Here is a 623-nt window from a genome sequence, read left to right on the forward strand (position 1 = left end):
ATCAAAAAAGTTTAACTGAAATATCAGAAGCTACCGATCGAGTTGGGCAAATTAGAAACTTATCTTACTTATTTTCTTTTATCTTTATTTTGTTAGCTATTTTGGCTATGTTTACAACCATTCAGCGTTTGATTGATGGCCAAACAAAAGAGATTGCTGTATTAAAGGCTTTAGGTTTTTCAAATCAGGCTATCAGTTTACATTATATTTTATTTGGCTTAGTAGTAAGTTTATTAGGAAGTTTTGCAGGCTTTGCTATTTCTCCCTTGATGTCATGGTTTGTACTAGAAACTCAAAAGTCAATGTTTACACTTCCAAATTGGCAAATCTCTTATTCATCTTCATCAATAGTCGTTGGTATTGTAGTCATTATTATTTGTGTTTTAGCTGCCTATTTAGCTTCTAGAGAGTCAGCTAGAGGCTTACCAGCAATATTTTTAAGAGGTAAAGAAAAAGTTGCTAAATCTGTCTTTGTAGAAAGATTTTCCTCTATCTGGCAACGAATTTCTTATCCTTCAAGATGGGCAATTCGGGATGCCTCGTTTAATCGTATTCGAGTTTTGATGGGAATCGTGGGAGTTGCAGGAAGTATGATGTTACTGATTGCTGGAATTGGTATGCCT

Annotated in this window: 1 protein-coding gene; it reads left to right on the top strand. The window is 34.3% G+C overall.

Annotation, left to right across the window (positions count from 1 at the left end):
• Positions 1-623 (top strand): FtsX-like permease family protein (locus tag ACFX59_RS18245; protein ID WP_387434473.1); only part of this gene is annotated, 623 nt, incomplete at both ends.

Origin of the sequence: Sphingomonas sp. NCPPB 2930 (genome assembly GCF_042867205.1) — a bacterium.
In the GTDB taxonomy this organism is placed as follows: Bacteria; Pseudomonadota; Alphaproteobacteria; order Sphingomonadales; family Sphingomonadaceae; genus Sphingomonas.